The following is a 20,264-nucleotide window of genomic DNA, read 5'->3' on the forward strand; positions in this document are numbered from 1 at the left end:
GGGATCGGGGACATCCCTGGCTTCACCCCTGGAATCGCACGACCGCCAACGCCTGGTCGTCGTGGATCTTCGACCGGGGCCAGCGCTTCCCGTCGGGGTCCTCACGCTCGGCGGCCCGGACCGTTTCGAGCACTTCGTGCGGTTTCATCGAGGCGACGTCGAGCCAGCTGAACAGCCCATACTCGTCGACACCGGCGGAAACGCCGTCGCTCGCGAGCATGACCACGTCGATCTCCTCGCGTCGCCAGCTGCGTCTAAGCGCTTGATAAGCGGCTTTTGGGTCCGCCTCGGCGACCCAGAAGCCGCCTTCGGTGTTGCGAAGCTGGTAAACGTCCTTGCCGGTGCGCAGCTTTTTGTTGCTACGCAAGGAGGAAAGTCGGTCATCGAAGACGACTTCGACCCCGTTCCGTCCACAAACGACGATCGGACTGTCGGCCAGCACCAGCGTGTCGACCCGGTCCTCGGTCCACCTGGCGATGGCGACCGTGCTGGACGGCGAATTCCGCGGCTCGAGCCCGTTGTCCCGCGCGACGTTTTCGATGGCCAGCGCCAGCGCGTCGGCGAGGTCACTGTCCACTGTGACCGTTCGGCTCAGCTCTTCGATCAGCAGTCCCGCGTACCAGCCGCCGGTGGGCAGCTCCGGCCGCGGCTGGGTGGCGCCGTCGAGCAGCACGACAGCGTGCGGCAGCACCAGCACGTGGTCCTCGGTCGGCCTGACCTTGCCGTCCAAGCCGACGCCGGGATGTTCGGCGACCTCTACTTCAGGCATCCGCCGATGCTAGCTTTCGTCAACCTGGGTTGACATCGGCATCATGTCAACCTACATTGACAGTATGACTGAAGCAACGGACCTGGCCGCGCGGGCAGGTGACCGCGACCCACGAGTGGGACTGCGCGCGGTCGCCGCGCTGCGCAGGCTGTTGGAGCAACTGGAGGCCGTGCAGGTCCGCAGCGCGCGGGTGCACGGCTGGTCGTGGCAGGAGATCGCCGCCGAGCTGGGGGTCAGCAGGCAGGCCGTGCACAAGAAGTACGGGAGGCACTGATGTTCGAGCGATTCACCACCGGCGCCCGTGAGGCCGTGATCGACGCCCAGCGCATCGCCGTCGAAGGCGGAGCCAAACAGATCGACCCCATGCATCTGCTCGCCGCGGTCGCCCTCACGGCGTCCGGCCGGACCTTGCTCGGCGACCTGGGCGTCGCCCCCGAGGACCTCGCGGGCGAAGTGCTGCGCATCCGCAGGCGCGGCGGTCTCAGCGACGCCGACGCCGAGGCGCTGAGCGAGTTCGGCATCGACGTCGAGCAGATCATCGACAAGGTCGAGCAGATGCACGGCCCCGGCGCGCTGTCACCGCCGCCTGGCCGTCTCGGCCGCAACGACCGGAAGTCTCGGCTGCCCTTCGCGCGCGAGTCCAAGAAGGCGCTGGAAAAAACGCTGCGCGAGGCGTTGTCCTTGGGAGACAAGCACATCGGCGAGGAAAACATGCTGCTCGCACTGGCTTCTCTCCCCGGGCCCGCCTCGGACGTGCTGGCCCAGAAGGACATCAACTACCTAGCCCTACGCCAAGCCCTCAACAAGGCTTCCTAGCCCAGACCCGCGATAAAGCGGGCTTTACTCCCGGGGATAAAGCCCGCTTTATCCCCGGGAGTAAAGCGGGCTAAATCACGAGTCCTTGTACGCGACGTAAGGCAGCATCGCCTGGGTGAGCGGTCCGATGCTCAGCGCGTACAAGACCGTTCCGACGCCCACGGTGCCGCCGAGCAGCCATCCCGTCGCGAGCACGATCACCTCGATCCCGGTGCGCACCAGCCGCACCGACCACCCGGTCCGCGCGTGCAGCCCGGTCATCAGGCCATCACGGGGTCCTGGCCCCAGCCGTGCGCCGACGTAGACTGCGGTCGCGACGGCGTTGAACAGGACACCGCCGACGAGCAGCAGCACCTGCCAGCCGAAGACGTGCTGGTCCGGCAGGAACGCGCGCACCAGGTCGACGGTCACCGAGATGATCACGATGTTCGAGATCGTGCCGATGCCCGGCTTCTGCCGCAGCGGGATCCACAGCAGCAGCACGACGATCGACGCCAGGCCCGCGATGGTGCCGAAGCTCAGGCCGGTCAGCTTGGTCAGGCCCTCGTGCAGCACGTCCCACGGGTCGAGCCCGAGGCCGGCGCGGGTGAGCATCGCCATGCTGGTGCCGTACAGCGCGAGCCCGCCCACCAGCTGCGCCGAACGGCGGAACGGGGAGGCGGTGATGGACACGGGACGGAGATCTAACTGAGCCACGCTGTCCACTATCAGGGGTAACTGGCCTTGCACACCATAGCCAATCGGTAATAATTGGCCTTATGAACCCGCTGATCCCGCCAGGTGGTCGTATATCGGCCCCCAGATTGGCCGTGATGCTCGGCACCTGGCGCCAAGGCGGCTCACGCCAAGGCGCCGCCGACCTCGCCGCCGCCATCGAGATGCAGGTACTCGACGGCCAGCTCCCGCTCGGCACCCGCCTGCCCGCCGAGCGCGAACTGGCCGACGCACTGGGCTCCAGCCGCACGCTCATCGGCGCCGCCCTCGACCGCCTGCGCGAAGACGGCCTGGTCGCCAGCCGCCGGGGCGCGGGTTCATGGATCACCTCACCTCGTCAGCAGGGCGTCACCCCGGCCCTGCCTGATTCAGACACGCTCATCGACCTCGCCCGCGCGGCCCCGCCCGCGGCGGCGGGCATCGTGCCCGCCGTCGACGCGGCCAGGGTGGCGTTGATCGACCACCTCGGCGAGCACGGCTACAGCGACGGCCTGCCCGTGCTCCGCGAGCGCATCGCCGAGCGCTACACCGCCCGCGGCCTGCCGACGTCACCGTCCCAGATCATGATCACCAACGGCGCCCACCACGGTTTCGTGCTCGCCCTGCGCATGCTGGCAGGCCCCGGCGACCGCATCCTCGTCGAGCAGCCCACCTACCCGAACGCACTCGACGCCATCCGTTCCGCGCACGCCATCGCCGTCCCCGTCGCACTCGACGCGGGCGGCGCGCAAGGCTGGGACATCGCGGGCATCGAAGCCGCCCTCCGCCAGGCCGCACCCCGCTTCGCCTACGTCATCGCCGACTTCCAGAACCCGACCGGCCTCCGCCTCGACTCCGAGGGCCGCGAACGCCTGGCCGCCGCGCTGATCAGGACCAGAACCCCGGTCGTGGTCGACGAGACCCTCGTCGAGCTCGACCTCGACGGCGACCCACTCGACGGCCCACCCCCGCTCGCCGCCTTCGCGGGCGACCTGGCCATCAGCATCGGCTCGGCCTCGAAGTCCCATTGGGGCGGCCTACGTCTCGGCTGGATCCGCGCGTCGGAAGACCTTCTCGGCCGACTGGTAGCCTCCCGTTATTCGGTCGACCTCGGGTCCCCGATCTTCGAGCAGCTCATCCTCGCCGAACTCCTCACCGACCCCGAGCCCTCCCTGCGCAAACGCCGCGAAGACGTCCGCGCCCTGCGCGAGGCCCTGATCGGCGCGGTCCGTTGGTACTGCCCGGATTGGACGTTCACCGAACCTCCGGGCGGCCTTTCCCTGTGGTGTCACCTGCCGGAGCCGGTGAGCACTCGCCTCGCGGTCGCCGCGGTCAACCACGGCGTCCAAATCGCGCCCGCGTCCCGCTTCGGTGTCCACGGTGGACTGGAACGCTGGCTTCGGCTGCCTTTCGCGCAACCGGCCGACGTTCTTTTCGAGGCCGTGCGCCGCTTGAGCGCGGCCGCGGTTTCCGTTGGCGGCTCAGCGAAATCCGGCTTGGACATGCCCATTACTTAGGCCCTCGACCTAGGGCACTTAAAGTGTTCGTGTAGTCGCGCAAAGTAGCGATATGGTGGTAAAAAATAGGGAGGGGTAGCGGCCCGTAGGCGGCTCCCCTCCCCAAGACTTCGCGACTAGCGCACTAAGAGGATAGCAGCCCGTGCCGGAAACTTCATCTCCGTTGTCGGCGACCCTGGCCACCGACCCGTATGCGGGACATGTGCTGGCCAGATTGCTCGATTTCTTTCAGAGCACCACTCCGTGGCCACGCGGGCTTTGGGAAGTCGGCAGTGTGCTCGCGCTCGAAGAAGCAGCCGAGTGCGGTGATTGGCTTCGGATGAAGGTGCTTTCGCAGGCATCGGTGTCTTGGTACCTCCACGATCTGGAGCGGCGGCTTGGTCCCGACCGTGGACTCGGCGATACCAAGCTGCGTAAGGAACTCACTGGCCTGTTGCGGTCGAAGCTGCCGCCGGATGGGCGCGACCGGCGCCGTCTGGTCCAGCTGCTGCCCGCGATCAGACGGGGTTATCTGTCGAGATGGGCGTCGAGTGTCGATTCCGCTTGCCCGCCCTCACCAGAGCGCCTTGCCAGAGCTGTGGCGACTTATCTGCTCGACAGCGGGCACAGTCCGGGACGGCTCAACAGATGGGCCCGCGAACTGGGTACGTGTTCCGGCACGACCTTGGGCGATCTGCTGGAGGCAGCCTGTGGATTCGCCGAGCAGCAGGACAAGACCTTCGAGGTTCTCGTGCCGTTCCTCGCTTTGCCCGGTTATCAAGGCCTGGCCTCGCATTTGCCTGAATGGCTCTCGCCCCAACGCGCCGCATGCTGGTTCACCGAGCGCGGAATCCCTGATCCGCCAAGGCACAACGGTGCCTTCGTCTATCAGTTCACGGTCAAGGACGCACCGGCGGCGGCCAGGGCGGCAGGCGCACTGGTTCGTCGTTTGGACGGCAGGCGCTCGTACGCGCGCAGCGGCCGGAAGCGTCTGACACCGGTCGGTCGCGTTTGGATCGACGGACATCAGGGTTCGCTGCCACTCGGCTCGGTGGATCGCGGCGTCAGCGTGCTGTCGCTCGTCAACGAGAAGAGCATGTATTCCATCAGGCAAAGCGATCGGCTCGACGAAGCGTTGGAACTGGCGGCGCCGCTCAACACCGGCTCGGCGGCCACCGCGGCCGCAGGCGGGTGGGCCGCGATCGAATCACTGCTGTTCCATCCGGGAGACCAATCGGACGTCGAGGAAGGGCGAGCGGTCGTCGCCGATCGGCTGGCGGCCATCGTCGCCTGCTCGTGGCCACGAGCCGAACTCACCACGCTCTCGCATCGCCACAAACCCACTGAGCCGGACGAGCTCACGGATCGGCTCGGGGAGTGCGCCTGCCAAGCCGACCGGGTCAAGGTGATCGCCGAGGCGCTGCTCGCCGACATTCCCTTGGCACTGAATTCGCCGAATGAAGTGGCCGCGGCGAAGCGGATGCGCGAGGTGCTTCGTGATCCGCATCGGCAGCTCGGCGAGGTTCGCACCACCCTTCGTGGTGTCTTCCGGCGGCTGTACCGGCAGCGCAACATCGTCGTGCACGGCGGCAGCACCGCCGCGATCGCACTCGAACCCACGTTGCGGACGTCGGCGCCGCTGATCGGCGCCGGACTGGACCGGCTGGTGCATTCTCAGTTGATTGACGGCTTGGCGCCGCTGGATCTGGCCGCCCGCGCCGAAAACTCGCTCGCGCTCGTCGGAGATCCGCTCGGGCCCGAACCGACCAGCCTGCTCACGTGAGTCCTTCGACCAGGATCAGCACGCCGATCGCGATCAACACCACCGGCAGCACGACATGCCCCCACCGCGACAGCCCACGCGCGACCGCCGGCCGGGTCGCGAAGAACCGGCCGAGCGCGCACCAAACGCCCACCAGCACCAGGAAAACGACCGAAAACACCACCAGCCCGGCGCGCCCGGCCGTGGCGAACACCGGCACGTAGACCCCGATGTTGTCCCCGCCGTTCGCGAAGGTCACCGCGGCGACCGTGAGCAGAGACGGCCCGCTGACAGACGCCTCAGGTTCGTCGCGGTCACGCCAGGCCTTCCAGCCCGCGCGCAAGCCGAGCAGCAGCGGCAACAAGCCCAGATACGGCAGCACGGCCGGGGGCAGAAGTCCCGCGCCGAGCGCGCCGATGATCGACAGGGCGAGGATGCCGGCGAAACCGAGGTATTGGCCGACGACCACGGGCCAAGGCCGGGAGGCGCCGCTGAAGAAGAGGGCCAGCAGGACGATGTCGTCGATGTTGGTCACCGCGAACATGCCGACGGCCTGCGCGATCAACCCCAGGTTCACGGGCGCGACTTTACGGGGCAAGAAAAAACGGCCGGTGCGCCGGATGAAGGTCCGCAGCTCCAGGGAGGTACTACGGCGTCGAATCATCCAGCGCACCGGCCGCGCGACGGCGGTCTGCCAGGCAAAGCCCCTCGATATGCCCGGCAGCTGCCGACGCTCAGGTGCGGATCGGGGTGGAGTTCGTGCTCGGCGCGGTGAGTACGAACATCCGAAGCGCACCCGATGGTGGTCCTGGCACCGCGGGGGCATCGCGGTGCCAGGACCAGTGCCCGAAGCGGCCAGGCGCGGTCGGCCGATCGGGAAGTCTGGTGTGTGCACGCATGGAGAAGCCCCTGTCAAACGCATGGGAAACGTTCAGACATACGGGAAAGCGGCGAAGTTGATCTTGTTTTGGACGCGGCTCTCCCTGGAAAGGGGGCTGGCGTCAGTCAGGTGACGTGGTCGGCAGAGCTGCGTCTCTGCCCGCACCGTCGACCTCGTGGTCGAGGCTGGTGCCGATCAGCCGAAGCTGAGTGGTGTTCGTGTCGGAGGTCAGCACGGCCAGCTGGTGGCGGGCGCCGCCACCGGAGTCATGGCCCGCGGTGACGGTTCCGGTCGGGGTCAGCGGAGCGCTGGGCGCGGTCGGGAGCTGGCCGCCGCCGCTCGAACCGCCCGCTTTGACGCCTGCCTGCTGGTCGCTCTTGGCCGTCTTCTCGGCAGGCTGACGCGTTTGGGCGAGGTGCGCCGTCTGGTTGACCACTGTGGACACCCGGGCCGCGGTGGGCGTTTCCGGGGCGGCAGGCGGGTTTTCCGGCGCGGTCGCGGCCGTGGCCGCCTGGTCGGCCGCCGGGCGGGTGGCGGTGACCGAGGCGGTCGCGCTGCTGCCGCTGTGCGTCGGCTGGTCGTTGCCGAAGATCGGGAGGATGGCCTTGCCGACGCCGTTCAGCGGCAGCGGCTCCGGGCAGTCCGGGTCGACCTGCGGGCCGGGGGTCAGCACGTCGTCGACGACGTTGGTCACCGTGCTGACGGTGTTGGTGACGACGTTGAGCACGGTGCCCAGCAGGCCGCCGAGCAAGCCGCCGCCACCGCTGTGCTGAGCGGCGGGCGACTTCTTGCGCGGAGTCGGCTCGGGAGTCTTGCTCTGCACCGAGAACGTCTCGGCGGGAGCCGGTTCTTCTTTGGACAGTGCCGCCGGCTTGGCCGTCGGGACCTTGGCCACCTCGGCGTGCGGGGTGGTGGACTCGACCGTCGCCGAGGCCGAGCTGGTGGTGTCGGGCGCTTCTTCGGCGGAGGCCGAGGTGCTGAGCACCGCGCCGAGCAGCCAGGCGGCGGCGGTCAAGCCGCCTGCCATCAGGATCGAGGGCAGCATGCGGCCGGAGCGGTACACGGATTTCGTGTCACTCACCGCCACCACCACCGTCCGGGCCTGGGGACTCAGGCTGGTCGCCTGAGTCGATCTTGCTGGGGTCTCATCTGGCCAGGTCGCAGTTCCCCCGGGGCTGCACTCTTTCTAGCATCGCAGGCGAGTGTTTCACCTCGATCGCGTTCGATCCACCCCGTAAGGCGGAACGGACGTACCGGCTCCGGTGGCGCAGGGCGAGAAGTTGATCACTCTGGGTTGGCCCCGGTGGTCGGGACTGCGGCCATTCGTGCCTGAGGGTAATTACTCAAATGCCACCTGACCTGAGTTTTCGCGGATCTTCGCGCCCGTGCGTGCCGTCTCAGTCGCGGAAAGTGGCCAGAGCGGCTGGTCCTTCCGGACGGCGGAGGGCGGTTTTCGCATGCTGAATCGAGATCTTGGCCGGTTGGTCCGTTTGGCGTCGGCTGGAGACCAAACGGCGTGGGACGCGTTGGTCCGAAGTCTCTCCGTAGTCGTTCGTAACGCCGCGCACGCGTCCACTTTGTGTGACGCCGACGTGCGGGATGTCTGTCAGGACGCGTGGCTGTCGCTCGTCGGTAAACAGTGTTCGCTCGACCATCCCGAGCGGCTGCCGGGATGGCTGGCGACGGCCGCCAGGCGGTGCGCCCACCGTCGGGTGATGAAGCGCCGGTCGGACGTCCCACTGGCGTGTCGGGCCGAGCACGCGGCCGCGTCCGCCGAGCAGCTGGTTCTGCTCACTGAGCGTGACAAAATGCTGTGGAAAGCCGTCGCCAGCCTGCCGCGCCGCTCGCGGGCACTGATGTGGCTGCTGGCCCACTATCCCGAGCTCACCCAGCATGAAATAGCCGCCGAGCTGGGAATACGTCCAGGCAGCGTCGGCCCGCTCCGACGCCGATGCCTGGATCGTCTCCGTCACCTCTTAGTCACGGAAGGTTTCGATTAGTCGAGTTTGTGCAGCCGCTCGATCGCTTCGTCGAGCACCGAGTCCTCTTTGCAGAAGGCGAAACGCAACAGGTGTTTCCACTCGTCCGGGTGATCCGTGAACACCTTTACGGGGACCGCCGCGACCCCGACGCGCTCGGGCAGCTGGTACGCCAGCTCCGCCGCGTCGGTGAAACCGAGCGGCCGGACGTCCGCGCAGACGAAGTACGTGCCTTCGGTCTTCCGCACCGCGAAACCGGCCTCGGCGAGCCCGGCGGAAAGCCGGTCGCGCTTGGCCATCAGGCTGCCGCGCAGGATCTCGACCCAGTCCAGCTCCTCGCCGAGCGCGTACGCCACGGCCGGCTGCAGCGGGCCGCCGGAAACGAAGGTGATGAACTGCTTCGCCGCCTTGACCGCCGCGACCAGCTCCGGCGATGAGCAGAGCCAGCCGATCTTCCAGCCGGTGCAGTTGAACGACTTGCCGGCGCTGGAGATCGAGACCGTGCGGTCGCGCATCCCGGGGAACCCGGCGAGCGGGAAGTGCTCGGCCTCGTCGAAGGTCAGGTGCTCGTAGACCTCGTCGGTGATGGCGATCAGATCGTGCTCGACGCAGAGCTTCGCGAGACCTTCCAGCTCCTGCTTCGTGAACACGGTGCCGGTCGGGTTGTGCGGCGAGTTGACGAGTATCGCGCGCGTCGACGGCGTGATGGCCGCGCGGACGGCGTCGAGGTCCAGCGCGAAGCGGCCGTCGGCGCTCTCCGCGAGCGAGACCACGCGACGCGTCGCGCCCGCCATGGCGACCGCGGCGGTGTACGAGTCGTAGTACGGCTCGATGACGATGACCTCGTCGCCGGTCTCGGTCAGCGCGATCAGCGTCGCCGCGATCGCCTCGGTGGCGCCCGCGGTGACGAGGATCTCGCCGTTGGGGTCGTACTCGATCCCGTATCGGCCGGCGCGGTGCTGGGCGATGGCCTCGCGCAGCTCCTGGCGGCCGGGGCCGGGCGGGTACTGGTTCGCGCCGCCGAACAGCGCCTTTTGGGCTGCCTTGAGCATCTTTTCCGGGCCGTCGGTGTCCGGGAAGCCCTGGCCGAGGTTGACGGCGTCGTGCTGGACGGCCAGCGCGGTCATCTCCGCGAAGATCGTCGAAGTGAACGGCTGGAGACGGGGTACTAGAGCAGGTTCGCGCACGATCGGCAATCCTCACGGACAATGGCGGCGTGGAGCAACTGACCAACGGTAAGGCCGAGCCCGCGCAGCTCACGGGCGGCACCACGCGCTTGGCTGATCCTCCCGGCGGGAGTGCCGCCGAAGAGGAGAAACGGCGCGCGCTGCGCAAGATGAAACTCGTCGCGCTGTCGTTCCTCGTCGGCGCGTCGGTGATCTTCCTGGTGACCAGCTGGGGGCTTGCCCAAGGCTGGCCGAACTGGGTCGAGTACGTGCGCGCGGCCGCCGAAGCGGGCATGGTCGGCGCGCTGGCCGACTGGTTCGCCGTGACGGCGTTGTTCCGCCACCCGCTCGGCATCAAGATCCCGCACACCGCGATCATCCCGCACAAGAAAGACGTGCTGGGGAACAGTCTCGGCGACTTCGTCGGCGCGAACTTCCTGTCCGAGTCCGTGGTGCGCGACAAGCTGCGCCGGATCGGCATCTCGCGGCGGCTCGGCGAATGGCTCGCGCAGCCGGACAACGCCGAGCGCGCGTCGCACGAGATCGCGAACGCCATGCGCGCGGCCGTGAAGGTGCTGCGCGACGAGGACGTCCAGGCGATCTTGGAGCAGACGATCGTGCGCCGCGTCGTCGGGCCGCCGTGGGGCCCGCCGCTGGGCAAGGTGCTCGCCGGGATCTTCGAGGACGGTTCCCACCACAAGCTCGTCGACCTGATGTGCGACCGCGCCTACGAATGGGTCCGCGACAACCACTCGACGATGCTGCGGGTCGTCTCCGACCGCGCGCCGACGTGGTCGCCCAAGTTCGTCGACGAGATGCTCGCCGACAAGGTCTACGGCGAGGTCCTGTCGTTCGCCTGGGCGGTGAAGACCGACGTCAACCACCCGATGCGGCTCACGCTGGACAAGTTCCTCTTCGAGTTCGCGCAGGACCTGCAGACCGACCCGGACGTGATGGCGCGCGCCGAGCAGGTGAAGTCGCAGGTCATCCAGCACGGCGAGGTGCAGAAGCTGATCGGCACCGCGTGGGCGTCGATGAAGGAGATGCTGCTGGCCGCGGCCGAGGACCCGTCGAGCGAGCTGCGCAAACGCATGCGCGAGGGCCTGCGCTCGGTCGGGCAGCGGCTCATCGACGACGACGCCATGCGGACCAAGGTGGACGGCTGGCTGGAAGGCGCGGCGGCCTATCTGGTCACGCACTACTCGCGTGAGATCACGACGATCATCACCGACACCGTGGAGCGCTGGGACGCCGAAGAGACGTCGCGGAAGATCGAACTTCAGGTCGGCCGCGACCTCCAGTTCATCCGGATCAACGGCACGGTGGTCGGCGCGCTGGCCGGGTTGGCCATCTATTCGGTGGCCCACCTGCTGTTCTGAGCCCTATAGCACACGGTTTGGCCGCGCTGCGGAGTTGTCCACAGGAAGTTGAGTTATCCCTAGGGTTGTCCACAGCATTTGACCGTGATGGCCTAGTGACTGTCCACAGGTTGTGGTTCGCCGCCTCGGGCACGCCAGGCGCGCGCCTTCTCACGGTTGCCGCAGACGCGCATCGAGCACCAGGTGCGCGAGCGATTGCGTGAGTTGTCGAAGAAGGCCCAGAGGCAGTCGTCGGCCGGGCAGATCTTGACGCGTTCCCACTCGCCGAGCACGGCCAGCCGGGTGGCTGCGGCGAGCACGGCGGCGACGACGTCCTCGGCCGTGAGGCGCGGGCCCGCCGGACCGAGTTCGGCATGCAGCGGCACGCGGAGTTCACGCGGGCTCAGTCGCGGATCGCCCACGGCCGCGCGCAGCGCATGGCGGGCTTCGCGTGCCTCGGCGAGCGGCCCGGGGTGCAGTTCGCGCTTGGCCGCCCAGGCGTGCCAGGTGGCCGCCGTGGCCAGCTCGTCGGTGTTCTCCTCGACGTTCACCGTGTTGAGGAACTCGACCACGAGTGAAGCGTCGTCGTTCATGGAAACCAGTGTAAGCCGGACACCGGTTGCGTCCCGTCGAGCTAACTCCCATACTGAGTTGACCGGTTACGAGGAGGAGATTTCGATGTCCGCGGTCCCCACATTCGGCGGCTACGTCTACGACTGTCCCGACCCGGCGGCGCTCGCCGAGTTCTACCGAGAACTGCTCGACTGGCCATCGCCCAAGGCCGCCGCGGACGGTCACTGGGTGACACTGGCCAACCCGGCAGGCGGCATGCGGCTGGAGTTCCAGCGGGTCGACGACTACCGCGCCCCCGAGTGGCCGTCGCAGGACAAACCGCAGCAAGCGCACCTCGACCTCGACGTCACGGACATGGAGGCCGCGCACGAGCGCGTGCTCACGCTCGGCGCCAAGCTGCTCGACGACAAGCCGAAGACGTTCCGCGTCTACGCCGATCCCGCGGGACATCCCTTCTGTCTCTGCGCATGCGGCGTCGAATATGCGTAGCCTGTGATGTGTGATTTGTCCGAAGTGTCAAAACGTCATGCGCACCGTGTCCAAGAACGGTGTCGCCATCGAGCAGTGCGAAGGATGCCGCGGCATCTTCCTCGACCGCGGTGAGCTTGAGCAGATCGCCGGCGCGGAGGCCTCGTACTACGGCAACCAGGTCCCGCCGCCCCCGGCGTATCAGCCGCCGCCCACCCAGCACTACCAGCAGCAGCCGGGCGGCTACTACTCGGATTCGCCCAAGGGTTACCGCGGCGGGCACGGCTACCCGGACTCGCCGAAGGGCTACCGAGGCGGCCATGGCTACCCCGACTCGCCCAAGGGTTACCGGGGCGGGCACGGCGCACCCAAGCGCCGCAAGAGCTTCCTCGAGGATCTGTTCGACTAGACACGTGCTCGATCTCAAAATCTGTCCCGCCTGCGGCGACCGGGCCGAGTACCCGGTCGCCGATGGCGCGGAACTGCTCTGCGCGGTCTGCGATCACCGCTGGCCGTTCCGGCGGCTGCCGCTGTTCGCACTCACCGGCCCGAGCGGCGCGGGCAAGTCCACCGTCGGCCCCCGGCTGGCGGCTCGTCTGTCCGACGAGGTCGTCCTGCTCGAACAGGACGTGCTGTGGGTCGGCGGGCTCCGCAACGACGTCGACGGCCACCCCCGCTTCCGCTCGGTCTGGCTCCGGATGGCCGCGATGATCCACCAGAGCGGCCGCCCCGTCGTCCTGTGCGGAACCGTCCTGCCCGCCGAACTCGAGTCACGGCCCGAGCGGGTGTTCTTCTCCGACATCCACTACCTGGCCCTGATCAGCGACCCCGACGCCCTGCGCACCCGCCTGCGCTCGCGTCCGGCTTGGCGCGGCTGGAACGACGAAGTCCGCATCGACGAGATGCTCGAGTTCAACGACTGGATCCACCGCGAAGGCGCCCGCGCCACCCCGCCGATGGACCTCTTCAACACCACCAACGCCAGCCTCGACGACTCGGTCGACCACGCCGAGGCCTGGATCCGCAAGCGCCTCCCCTGACCTGCGCTCTGAGTAGCCCGAAAGCCACTTCCGGCAGGTCGCATCTGACGAAAGTGGCTTTCGGGCTAGCCCCACCTCCCCAATGCGTCGCTCGGTCCCTCCCACCTCCCGAATGCGTCGCTCGGTCCCTCCCACCTCCCGAATGCGTCGTTCGGGTCGCGCCAGGTCCCGAAAGCGTCCTTTGGTCCGCGCCAGGTCCCCAATGCGTCCTTCGGTCCGTGGCAGGTCCCCAATGCGTCTTTCGGCACCTACCAGGGACCGAAGGACGCATTGGGATTTTTTTAGCTGGGGCCGAGCGGCCAGTGGTGGGGGCTGTCGGGTGAGTCGAGCCAGAAGTCTTGGGTGTCGGCGGTGACGGTCAGGCCGAAGCGGGAGCGGCGGGGTTCGCCGAGGTCGGTCCAGGCCGCGTGGGCGGTGAGGACCTCGTCCCAGAGACGGCGTGGGCCCGCCTGCTCGACGGTGTCGCCGTGGTGGCGCGCCCAGGAGCCGTCCGGGTGGAGCAGGAAGTCCGCGTAGGGCAGGACGCCGGGTAAGGCCAGGCCCGCGAAGAACTCGAACGGACTCGATGGCCGCGTCACCGCAAAAAGCGGCAGCGAGGTCGGAGAGAAGACACCGGGCTCGGAGATGGCGTCCAACAGCAGCGAGGGCCGGGCGCCGCGGTGGGCGCGCAGTGGCATGAAGCGGCCGTCGCGGGCGAGGACGCGGCCTTCGCCCGTCGCGCCCGGGCCCGCGACGATGCGGACGAGACCGGCGCCCAGTGGGCGGTGCAGTGTCGTCACGATCAGGCCGCCCGGGACCGTCTGTTCCAGCCACGCCGGCGGGATCGACGAGACCGCGCAGGTGCACAGCACGCGGTCGAACGGTGCGCGCGCAGGGAATCCTTGCCATCCGTCGCCGCGGGCGCAGGCGGGTTGGTAGCCGGCGGCGGTCAAGTGTTCCGAAGCCGAGGAGACCAGGCCCTCGTCGACGTCCATTGTGGACACTGAGGCCGAGCCGAGCACGTGGCTCAGCAAAGCCGCGTTGTAGCCGGTGCCGGTGCCGACTTCGAGCACGCGGTCTCCGTACGAGGCTTGTAGCGCCTCGAGCATGATCGCCATGATGCCGGGCATGCTGGACGAGCAGGTCGGCACGCCGGGCACCGGTCCGGACTCGCGGGCCTTGTGCCACAAGGAAGAGTCGTCGTCGAGCTGGGTGACGAGCACTTCGTCGGCGTAGCAGCGGGTGAGCCAGCCGGGGTCGTCCGAGGCCATCGCGTCCCAGGTTTCCCCTTGCAGCACAAAGAAACGGGGGAGGAAGAGGTGCCGGGGCACGGTGCGGAAGGCGGCCGTCCAGCGCGGGTCGGTGAGCGCGCCGTCCTCGCGGAGCCGCCGTACGAGCTTGCGCCTCAGTCTTGCGGCATCGGACATAAGCCCAGGTTACGGCGTGGCGCAAGACACAGCGGTTGTGCAAGCAGCCTGCTTGCAATAGCTAGCACTCGGGCGTAGCGTTGTTCTTGTCGCGAGGAGATGAGGCGAAGATGGCGGAACAGAATGAGGCTCACGGGCCCATGGAGAAGGTCGCCGACATCGGTCGTGACATCGGCGAGTACATCAAGCAACAGCGCAGCAACGCGAAGATTTCGTTGCGGCAGCTGTCAAAACTCGCCGGCGTGTCCAACCCGTACTTGAGTCAGATCGAGCGCGGTGTACGCAAGCCCAGCGCCGAGATCTTGCAGCAGATCGCCAAGGGCCTGCGGATTTCAGCCGAAGCACTCTATGTGCAGGCCGGGATCTTGGATCTGCCCACCGGTGGCCCCGTCGGTGACGCGATCCGCGCCGCCGAGGAGCTTTCCGAGCGGCAGAAGCAGGTTCTGCTTGACATCTACGAGTCGTTCCGCCGTGAAAACGCAGCATCCAAAGACCCGCAAACGAGGAGTGAAAACCATGACCACCCCCAAGACTGAAGACGTTCGCAAGGCCGTCAACACCGCCGTCGACCAGTTCCGCACCTCGCTGCTGGCCGCGCTCGGCGCAGGCAACCTCGCCAGCAAGGCCGTCGTCGACGCCGTCGGCAAGGCCAAGGAGAAGGCCGCCGAGAACCGCGAGACCGTCAAGAAGAACATCGAAGAGCTGCCCACCGACGTTCAGCAGCTGCGCGAGAAGGTCAGCCCGGCCGAGCTCCGCAAGGTCATCGACGAGTACACCGAGGCCGCGCTGAAGCTGTACAACAAGCTGGCCGAGTCCGGTGAGCAGGCGTGGGACAAGCTCGTCGAGCAGCCCCAGGTCAAGAAGGCCATCGAGCAGCTCGAGGAGGCCCTCCAGACCGCGCAGGGTCGCGTCGAGGACGTCACCTCCGAGGCCCGTGAGCGCGTCGAGGACGTCATCGCCAAGGTGACCGGCCGCCCCCGTGACGAGAAGACCGTCGAGGCGGCCCCGGCCACCGAGACCAAGACCGAAGAGGCCGCCACCACCGGCCCGGCGAAGTCGACCGCGAAGACCGCTCCGCGTTCGGCCAGCACCACCCGCCGCACCACCACCCCCGCGACCGCCGCCAAGAAGCCGGCCGTCGCGAAGGACGAGAAGTAAATCTCCGGTTGATCGCCCCGGCGCCCTCCCAGGCGCCGGGGCGTTCGTCGTCTCCGGTCCCGGTGCGCGGTCCGGTTCGCGGCAATCACGTACTCTGAAGTCGTGCTTGTCGCCTTTTGGATCACGGACGTCATCTCGTGGGCCGGTGCAGCCGCCGGCCTGTTCGCGTTCGTGCACGCCCTTTTGCAGCGTGCGGACGCTTATTCGGCCGCGGATCGCAAGACGAAGCCGGTCTGGATGGGGATCACCGGCGCCGGCACCGCCGCGATGGCGCTGTTCCGCTTCTTCGGCCCCGGCATGATGTTCTGGCTGGCCGGCCTGGTCGCGGTGCTCGTCTACCTGGTGGACGTCCGGCCGAAGCTGATCGAGGTGCAGCGCGGCGGTCGTAACTGGTGAGCACCTGGACCATCGCGGGCACGCTGACCGTCGAGCCCGCCTCGAAGCGCACTGAACTCTTGGCCGACCCGGTCGCGAAGGCACTCGCCGCGCTGCCGGACCCCGACGCGCTCGGCGTCGCGGAAATCGATCCCGAGCTGGCCGACACCGCCGCGTTCTGCGAGGCGTACTCGACGCCGTTGTCGGCGTCGGCGAACTGCGTCGTCATCGCGGGCAAGCGCGCCGGCGAGGTGCGTTTCGCGGCCGCGCTGGTTCTGGCGACTACCCGCGCCGACGTCAACGGCGTCATCAAGCGCCGTCTCGACGTGCGCAAGGCCTCGTTCGCTCCGATGGCCGAAGCCGTCGAGCTCACCGGCATGGCCTACGGCGGCATCACGCCGGTCGGGCTGCCCGAAGCCTGGCCGATCCTGATCGACAAGGCCGTCGCCGACGCGCCCGAGCTGGTCATCGGCAGCGGGATCCGCGGCAGCAAGCTGCTCGTGCCAGGCCACGTGCTGGCCGCGCTGCCCGGCGCCGAGGTCATCGAGGGCCTGGCTTTGTGACGCAGGTCTGGCTGCGCTATCTCTCCGGCGCCGACATCGACGCACTCGGCGTGACCGGCGCCGACATCGTCGACGCGGTCGAGGACGTGCTCGCCGACCACGGCAACGACCGGGTCGTCTTCGAGCCGCGCACCCACCTCGTGCCGGACAACGGCGGCAAGGGGCACTTCAACATCCTGCGCGGGCATCTGTCGGCGAAGCAGGTCAGCGGGGTCAAGGTGGTCGGCGACTTCGTCACCAACTTCGAGCGCGGGCTGCCCAGCGAGATGGCGTTGATCCTGCTGTTCGACCCGGAGACGGGCATGCCGCGCGCGATCGTCGACGGCACGATGATCACCGACGCGCGCACCGGCGCGATGACGGCTGTCGGCGCGAAGCACCTGGCGCGCCCGGATTCCCGGGTGCTCGGGCACATCGGCGCGCGCGGTACGGCCTGGTGGAACGTGGTGCTGCTCGACTCGATCTTCGGGTTCGACGAGATCAGGGTGACCAGCAAGCGGCCGGAGTCGCGTGAGGCGTTCGGCGCGAAGCTGACCGAGTACCTCGGCAAGCCCGTGCGCGTCTGCGCGACCGCGGCGGAAACGCTGGACGGCGCGGACATCATGGTCGAGGCGTCCCGCCTGATCGAGCCAGAACCGTTGGTGCGCAAGGAATTCCTACGACCCGGGACCTTCTTGGTGCCGTACGGCACGATCAGCGCGCTGGAGCTCGACCTGCTCGACGCCGTGGACAAGGTCGTCGTCGACAACTGGCGCGAGTCGCGGTCGGGCGACCCGCGGTTCGGGGCGCTGCGGCCCCAGCTCAACGCGGGTTTGCTCACCGAACAGCGGGTGCACGCGGAGATCGGGGACATCGTCGCGGGACACAAGCTCGGCCGGGAGAACGACACCGAGCGGATCCTGTTCTGGCATCGTGGACTGTCCACAACAGACTTGGCGGTGGCGCACATGATCCTCGCGCGCGCCGAGGCCGCCGACGCCGGAACCATGTTGCCATACCGATGACCCCGGACGTGATTCTGTCGATCGCGGACGGTGCACCCCTCGTACTGGGCGACCTCAGCGAGGTCAGGGCCAACCGCGAGCGAGTGCTCGAGGCGTTGGACGGCGATCGGCCGGTCTACGGCGTCAACACCGGCATGGGACGGCTCGCCGGCGTGCGCCTGACCGCCGCGCAACAGGCCGTCCACCAGCGGAATCTGCTACTCGGCCGCGCCGTCGGCGGTCCGCCGTGGCTGCCGGAACGTGACGTCCGCGCGCTGCTCGCGGTGCGCGTGCGCGACCTGCTCGCCCCGTCCGCCGGGGTCAGCGCCGAGCTGATCCAAGCGCTCGCGGGCCACCTCAACAGCGGCTATTCGCCGGACGTGCCGCGCTTCGGGCTCGGCAGCGCGGGGGAGATCATCCCGCTCGCGCACGCTTTCGCCGAGCTGGACTTCGAGCTGGGACCGAAGGAAGGCATCAGTCTTCTGCAGGGGTCGCCGCTGGCCGTCACGCACGCGATCCTGCGCGGCGACGAGGCGGCCAGGATCGTCGACCTGCAGCTCACGGCCGCGGCGGTCGCCGTCGACGTGCTCGGCGCGCCGCGCGGCATTTACGCGCCCGAGCTGGCAGGCGATGACGGGTTCCTCCGCGAACGCCTCGCCGCGCTGACGGCGCTGGCCGACGGCGGCGAGGTGCGTGACCTGGTGCAGGCGCCGATTTCCGTGCGCGTCGGGCCGCGTGCGCTCGCGCACGCCGATCGAGTGCTCGACGACCTCCGCGAAGCCGTGTCGCTGGACCGGCCGTCCGACTCACCCGTGTTCCTCGACGGCGAGTTCGTGTCGACGACCGGCTTTCACGCCGTCGACCTCGGCCTGCGAATGGACGCGGTCACGGCCGCGCTCGTGCACCTCGGCGAGATCAGCGTCCAGCGCATGCACCGGCTGCTCGATCCGGCGTTCAGCGGGCTGTCTCCCCAGCTCGCCGTCGATCCCGGGCCGCAGGCCGGGCTCACGCCGTTGCACAAACGGGCCGTCGGTGAGCTGCACGCGTTGCGCAGGCTGGCCACTCCGGCGACCTTGGGGTCGATCGACACATCCGCAGGTCAAGAGGATGTGCAAGCGTTTGCGTGGGCGGCCGGCGAGCAGCTTCGCGCGGCCGTCGAGCACCTCACGGCCATCACGGCCTGCGAGCTGATCGCGGGTTCGCAGGCGCATTACCTGCGCGGCCAAAGCGCGCCCGGTCTGCGCGAGCACTACGACTGGGTCGCCGAGATCGTGCCGCCGGTCAGCGAGGACCGGCCGCTGGGCGTCGACGTCTCACGACTGAGCGTGCGGATTGCGCGGCATGGACAGGCCGCGCGGCACGAGCCACCGGGTGAGCAGTGAGAACGCGCCTTCGCACAGCAACGCGAGGATGACCACCGCGATACCGCCCGCGAGGATCTCGCCGCGCCCGGACGCGCCGAGCGCGAAACCGTCCACAATGTACCGGCCGAGCCCGCCGCCGTCGTTGACGATCGCGCCGATCGCCACGGTCGCCACCACTTGCAGGAACGCGACGCGCGCGCCCGCCAGAATCACCGGCGAGGCGAGTGGGAGTTCGACGCGCGACATCAGCTGCCATTCACGGAAACCGGTGCCGCGCGCGGCGTCGACGGTTTCCGGCTCGACCTGGACCACGCCCGCGTAGGTGTTGCTGAACAGCGGCGGCAGCGCCAGCACGAGCAGCGCGACCAGCAGCGGCAGGACGCTCGTGTCGACGTCCCACCGGCTCGCGAGGAACCAGAACAGCACCACCAGGCCGAAGCTCGGGATCGCGCGGCCGATGTTGACCGCGGTGGCCGCGAGGAACGCGCCGCGCCGGTAGTGCGCGAGGAAGAGCGCCGAGGGGATCGCCAGCAACGCGGCCAAAAGCAGGGACAGCACCGAAAGTTCGAGGTGCTCGACCGTCCGGTACGGAATGCCCGCCTTGTCCGTCCAGCTCCAGCGGTTCGGTTCGCCGAGCCATTTCACGGTCTCGTCGATGATGTTCATCGGGTGTTCGCCTTCCTGGCCCACGGCGCCAGCGCGCGTTCGCTCAGCCACAGCAGCAGGTCGACGCCCACCGCGAGCAGGATGGACAGCCCGATGCCGACGATGATCGGCGTCGGGTTCGGCGTGGTCGTCTGGATGCCGGCGCGGATGAAGAAGCCGAGGCCGCCCTTGCCGAGCATCGAGGTGACCGTCACCAGGCCGATCGTGGTCACCGCCGCCACCCGCAGCCCGGCGATGATCACCGGGAGCGCGAGCGGGAACTCGACCTGCCACAGCAGCCTCGCCCGGGTGAAACCCATGCCCAGCGCGGCTTCGCGGACCTCGTTCGGCACCTGGTCGATGCCGGTGACGATGTTGCGCAGCAAGATCAGCAGCGTGTACGTGACGAGCGGGATCACCGCGGTGGTGAAGGTGAAGCCGAAGAACGGCACCAGCACGGCGAACGCGCCGAGGCTGGGGATGACGTACAGCGAGCCCGCCGCGCCGAGCGCGAAGGTGTAGAACCAGCGGTACCGCAGCGAGATCACGGCGAGGCCGATCGAGATCAGCAGCCCGATGCCGAGCGCGGCCGCGGTGAGCGTGACGTGCTCGGTGAACCGCTGCACGATGGCATCGGCGTTGCGGTCGACCCACCGCCATTCGAAGATCGGCCGCTCGCCACTCTGGGCCACGAAGAACTCGTGCACCGGCCGACCTTACCCCGTTCGAGTACCGGAATTCCGCTCAATGAGACCTGTACGCCTATCGGT

General features: G+C 68.4%; 24 protein-coding genes. 15 read left to right on the forward strand and 9 right to left on the reverse strand.

The features are described 5' to 3' along the window. Window positions 1–22: 22 nt before the first annotated feature. Window positions 23–769 (reverse strand): protein phosphatase 2C domain-containing protein, encoded by a 747-nt coding sequence (locus AB5J62_RS01110; RefSeq protein WP_370946223.1) that lies wholly within the window; start codon window positions 767–769, stop codon window positions 23–25. Window positions 770–833: 64 nt separating this feature from the next. On the opposite strand from AB5J62_RS01110, the gene AB5J62_RS01115 reads away from it, so the two are divergent. Together AB5J62_RS01115 and AB5J62_RS01120 are read left to right on the forward strand one after the other, a co-directional pair. After that, window positions 834–1,043, forward strand: a complete 210-nt coding sequence (locus AB5J62_RS01115; protein WP_004559389.1) for a sigma factor-like helix-turn-helix DNA-binding protein — start codon at window positions 834–836, stop codon at window positions 1,041–1,043. Then, window positions 1,043–1,585 (forward strand): Clp protease N-terminal domain-containing protein, encoded by a 543-nt coding sequence (locus AB5J62_RS01120; protein ID WP_370946224.1) that lies wholly within the window; start codon window positions 1,043–1,045, stop codon window positions 1,583–1,585. The genes AB5J62_RS01115 and AB5J62_RS01120 overlap by 1 nt, the downstream gene beginning before the upstream one ends. Before the next feature lie 75 nt (window positions 1,586–1,660). Here AB5J62_RS01120 and AB5J62_RS01125 read toward each other — a convergent pair whose 3' ends face one another. Beyond that, window positions 1,661–2,281, reverse strand: coding sequence for a YitT family protein (locus AB5J62_RS01125; RefSeq protein ID WP_370946225.1), 621 nt, complete (start codon window positions 2,279–2,281; stop codon window positions 1,661–1,663). Window positions 2,282–2,343: 62 nt separating this feature from the next. On the opposite strand from AB5J62_RS01125, the gene AB5J62_RS01130 reads away from it, so the two are divergent. Both AB5J62_RS01130 and AB5J62_RS01135 read left to right on the forward strand, forming a co-directional pair. Beyond that, on the forward strand, window positions 2,344–3,795 hold the full coding sequence (locus AB5J62_RS01130) for a PLP-dependent aminotransferase family protein (RefSeq protein WP_370946226.1): 1,452 nt from the start codon (window positions 2,344–2,346) through the stop codon (window positions 3,793–3,795). 142 nt (window positions 3,796–3,937) lie between these two features. After that, a complete protein-coding gene (locus AB5J62_RS01135; protein ID WP_370946227.1) occupies window positions 3,938–5,557 on the forward strand; it encodes an integrase in 1,620 nt (539 codons plus the stop codon). Here AB5J62_RS01135 and AB5J62_RS01140 read toward each other — a convergent pair. Continuing rightward, entirely contained in the window at window positions 5,550–6,113 is a 564-nt protein-coding gene (locus AB5J62_RS01140) for a cadmium resistance transporter (protein ID WP_370946228.1), read from the reverse strand. The genes AB5J62_RS01135 and AB5J62_RS01140 overlap by 8 nt on opposite strands. 424 nt (window positions 6,114–6,537) lie before the next feature. Further along, entirely contained in the window at window positions 6,538–7,497 is a 960-nt protein-coding gene (locus AB5J62_RS01145) for a hypothetical protein (RefSeq protein WP_370946229.1), read from the reverse strand. Between the two features lie 376 nt (window positions 7,498–7,873). Between AB5J62_RS01145 and AB5J62_RS01150 the strand changes: the two genes are divergently transcribed. Next, on the forward strand, window positions 7,874–8,416 hold the full coding sequence (locus AB5J62_RS01150) for an RNA polymerase sigma factor (RefSeq protein WP_370946230.1): 543 nt from the start codon (window positions 7,874–7,876) through the stop codon (window positions 8,414–8,416). Here the strand turns inward: AB5J62_RS01150 and AB5J62_RS01155 are convergent. Further along, window positions 8,413–9,582: a pyridoxal phosphate-dependent aminotransferase gene (locus AB5J62_RS01155; protein WP_370946231.1), complete on the reverse strand. Its 1,170-nt coding sequence runs from the start codon at window positions 9,580–9,582 to the stop codon at window positions 8,413–8,415. The genes AB5J62_RS01150 and AB5J62_RS01155 overlap by 4 nt on opposite strands. A gap of 29 nt (window positions 9,583–9,611) precedes the next feature. Here AB5J62_RS01155 and AB5J62_RS01160 point away from each other — a divergent pair, with 29 nt between their 5' ends. Continuing rightward, complete coding sequence (locus tag AB5J62_RS01160; RefSeq protein ID WP_370946232.1) at window positions 9,612–10,940, forward strand: DUF445 domain-containing protein; 1,329 nt, start codon at window positions 9,612–9,614, stop codon at window positions 10,938–10,940. 92 nt (window positions 10,941–11,032) lie between these two features. Here AB5J62_RS01160 and AB5J62_RS01165 read toward each other — a convergent pair whose 3' ends face one another. Then, the gene (locus AB5J62_RS01165; RefSeq protein ID WP_370946233.1) at window positions 11,033–11,512 is read right to left on the reverse strand and encodes a CGNR zinc finger domain-containing protein; all 480 of its coding nucleotides are present in this window, start codon (window positions 11,510–11,512) and stop codon (window positions 11,033–11,035) included. Between the two features lie 85 nt (window positions 11,513–11,597). Here AB5J62_RS01165 and AB5J62_RS01170 point away from each other — a divergent pair, with 85 nt between their 5' ends. The 3 genes from AB5J62_RS01170 to AB5J62_RS01180 are packed head-to-tail and all read left to right on the forward strand — an operon-like array spanning window position 11,598 to window position 13,000. Then, the gene (locus AB5J62_RS01170) at window positions 11,598–11,981 is read left to right on the forward strand and encodes a VOC family protein (RefSeq protein ID WP_370946234.1); all 384 of its coding nucleotides are present in this window, start codon (window positions 11,598–11,600) and stop codon (window positions 11,979–11,981) included. Window positions 11,982–11,991: 10 nt separating this feature from the next. Next, window positions 11,992–12,369 (forward strand): zf-TFIIB domain-containing protein, encoded by a 378-nt coding sequence (locus AB5J62_RS01175; protein WP_370946235.1) that lies wholly within the window; start codon window positions 11,992–11,994, stop codon window positions 12,367–12,369. 4 nt (window positions 12,370–12,373) lie between these two features. Then, on the forward strand, window positions 12,374–13,000 hold the full coding sequence (locus tag AB5J62_RS01180) for an AAA family ATPase (protein ID WP_370946236.1): 627 nt from the start codon (window positions 12,374–12,376) through the stop codon (window positions 12,998–13,000). Window positions 13,001–13,281: 281 nt separating this feature from the next. On the opposite strand, the gene AB5J62_RS01185 is transcribed toward AB5J62_RS01180, so the two are convergent. Further along, window positions 13,282–14,406, reverse strand: coding sequence for a methyltransferase domain-containing protein (locus AB5J62_RS01185; protein ID WP_370946237.1), 1,125 nt, complete (start codon window positions 14,404–14,406; stop codon window positions 13,282–13,284). A gap of 140 nt (window positions 14,407–14,546) precedes the next feature. On the opposite strand from AB5J62_RS01185, the gene AB5J62_RS01190 reads away from it, so the two are divergent. The 6 genes from AB5J62_RS01190 (at window position 14,547) to AB5J62_RS01215 (ending at window position 18,867) form a co-directional block, all read left to right on the forward strand. Further along, window positions 14,547–14,942, forward strand: coding sequence for a helix-turn-helix domain-containing protein (locus AB5J62_RS01190; RefSeq protein WP_370950144.1), 396 nt, complete (start codon window positions 14,547–14,549; stop codon window positions 14,940–14,942). After that, on the forward strand, window positions 14,923–15,564 hold the full coding sequence (locus AB5J62_RS01195) for a hypothetical protein (RefSeq protein ID WP_370946238.1): 642 nt from the start codon (window positions 14,923–14,925) through the stop codon (window positions 15,562–15,564). The genes AB5J62_RS01190 and AB5J62_RS01195 overlap by 20 nt, the downstream gene beginning before the upstream one ends. Window positions 15,565–15,666: 102 nt before the next feature. Then, the gene (locus AB5J62_RS01200) at window positions 15,667–15,960 is read left to right on the forward strand and encodes a DUF2516 family protein (RefSeq protein ID WP_370946239.1); all 294 of its coding nucleotides are present in this window, start codon (window positions 15,667–15,669) and stop codon (window positions 15,958–15,960) included. Continuing rightward, window positions 15,957–16,502 carry a YbaK/EbsC family protein gene (locus tag AB5J62_RS01205; RefSeq protein ID WP_370946240.1) on the forward strand — a complete coding sequence of 182 codons (546 nt, stop codon included), beginning with the start codon at window positions 15,957–15,959 and terminating at the stop codon, window positions 16,500–16,502. Before AB5J62_RS01200 ends, AB5J62_RS01205 begins: the two co-directional genes overlap by 4 nt. Then, entirely contained in the window at window positions 16,499–17,506 is a 1,008-nt protein-coding gene (locus tag AB5J62_RS01210; RefSeq protein ID WP_370946241.1) for an ornithine cyclodeaminase family protein, read from the forward strand. Before AB5J62_RS01205 ends, AB5J62_RS01210 begins: the two co-directional genes overlap by 4 nt. Beyond that, window positions 17,503–18,867, forward strand: coding sequence for an aromatic amino acid lyase (locus AB5J62_RS01215; RefSeq protein WP_370946242.1), 1,365 nt, complete (start codon window positions 17,503–17,505; stop codon window positions 18,865–18,867). The genes AB5J62_RS01210 and AB5J62_RS01215 overlap by 4 nt, the downstream gene beginning before the upstream one ends. On the opposite strand, the gene AB5J62_RS01220 is transcribed toward AB5J62_RS01215, so the two are convergent. Both AB5J62_RS01220 and AB5J62_RS01225 read right to left on the reverse strand, forming a co-directional pair. Next, window positions 18,799–19,515 carry an ABC transporter permease gene (locus AB5J62_RS01220; RefSeq protein ID WP_370946243.1) on the reverse strand — a complete coding sequence of 239 codons (717 nt, stop codon included), beginning with the start codon at window positions 19,513–19,515 and terminating at the stop codon, window positions 18,799–18,801. The genes AB5J62_RS01215 and AB5J62_RS01220 overlap by 69 nt on opposite strands. Next, window positions 19,512–20,201 (reverse strand): ABC transporter permease, encoded by a 690-nt coding sequence (locus AB5J62_RS01225; protein ID WP_370946244.1) that lies wholly within the window; start codon window positions 20,199–20,201, stop codon window positions 19,512–19,514. The genes AB5J62_RS01220 and AB5J62_RS01225 overlap by 4 nt, the downstream gene beginning before the upstream one ends. Window positions 20,202–20,264: the final 63 nt, after the last annotated feature.

Origin of the sequence: Amycolatopsis sp. cg5 (assembly GCF_041346955.1) — a bacterium.
In the GTDB taxonomy this organism is placed as follows: domain Bacteria; phylum Actinomycetota; class Actinomycetes; order Mycobacteriales; family Pseudonocardiaceae; genus Amycolatopsis.

What these genes read in the sequence shown, in the direction of transcription:
- AB5J62_RS01150 (WP_370946230.1), top strand. Translation starts at nt 7,874, where the DNA reads ATGCTGAATCGAGATCTTGGCCGGTTGGTCCGTTTGGCGTCGGCTGGA.
- AB5J62_RS01130 (WP_370946226.1), top strand. Translation starts at nt 2,344, where the DNA reads ATGAACCCGCTGATCCCGCCAGGTGGTCGTATATCGGCCCCCAGATTG.
- AB5J62_RS01195 (WP_370946238.1), top strand. Translation starts at nt 14,923, where the DNA reads ATGACCACCCCCAAGACTGAAGACGTTCGCAAGGCCGTCAACACCGCC.
- AB5J62_RS01215 (WP_370946242.1), top strand. Translation starts at nt 17,503, where the DNA reads ATGACCCCGGACGTGATTCTGTCGATCGCGGACGGTGCACCCCTCGTA.
- AB5J62_RS01190 (WP_370950144.1), top strand. Translation starts at nt 14,547, where the DNA reads ATGGAGAAGGTCGCCGACATCGGTCGTGACATCGGCGAGTACATCAAG.
- AB5J62_RS01220 (WP_370946243.1), bottom strand. Translation starts at nt 19,515, where the DNA reads ATGAACATCATCGACGAGACCGTGAAATGGCTCGGCGAACCGAACCGC.
- AB5J62_RS01110 (WP_370946223.1), bottom strand. Translation starts at nt 769, where the DNA reads ATGCCTGAAGTAGAGGTCGCCGAACATCCCGGCGTCGGCTTGGACGGC.
- AB5J62_RS01165 (WP_370946233.1), bottom strand. Translation starts at nt 11,512, where the DNA reads ATGAACGACGACGCTTCACTCGTGGTCGAGTTCCTCAACACGGTGAAC.
- AB5J62_RS01185 (WP_370946237.1), bottom strand. Translation starts at nt 14,406, where the DNA reads ATGTCCGATGCCGCAAGACTGAGGCGCAAGCTCGTACGGCGGCTCCGC.
- AB5J62_RS01170 (WP_370946234.1), top strand. Translation starts at nt 11,598, where the DNA reads ATGTCCGCGGTCCCCACATTCGGCGGCTACGTCTACGACTGTCCCGAC.
- AB5J62_RS01120 (WP_370946224.1), top strand. Translation starts at nt 1,043, where the DNA reads ATGTTCGAGCGATTCACCACCGGCGCCCGTGAGGCCGTGATCGACGCC.
- AB5J62_RS01115 (WP_004559389.1), top strand. Translation starts at nt 834, where the DNA reads ATGACTGAAGCAACGGACCTGGCCGCGCGGGCAGGTGACCGCGACCCA.